The organism is Stenotrophomonas sp. PS02289, from assembly GCF_029960115.1.
In the GTDB taxonomy this organism is placed as follows: Bacteria; Pseudomonadota; Gammaproteobacteria; order Xanthomonadales; family Xanthomonadaceae; genus Stenotrophomonas.
The window spans coordinates 1-209 of the sequence record NZ_JASCOZ010000378.1 but is presented as its reverse complement, the minus strand read 5'-3'; the positions used below and the strand labels follow the sequence as shown (position 1 = coordinate 209).

1 protein-coding gene is annotated in these 209 nt (G+C 63.6%); it reads left to right on the top strand.

Translation table 11 applies throughout. The annotated features are described in order from the left end of the window. On the top strand, positions 1–209 hold a 209-nt coding region (locus QMX83_RS21665), incomplete at both ends, for a flagellin (RefSeq protein ID WP_282298678.1).

Below are 209 nucleotides of genomic sequence, written 5' to 3'. Positions count from 1 at the left end.
GACATGGGTGCGATCCAGAACCGCTTCACCTCGACCATCGCCAACCTCAACACCACTTCCGAAAACCTGTCGGCCTCGCGCAGCCGTATCCGCGACACCGACTACGCCAAGGAAACCGCTGAACTGACCCGCACGCAGATCCTGCAGCAGGCCGGTACCGCGATGCTGGCCCAGGCCAACCAGTCGCCGTCCAGCGTGATGAGCCTGCT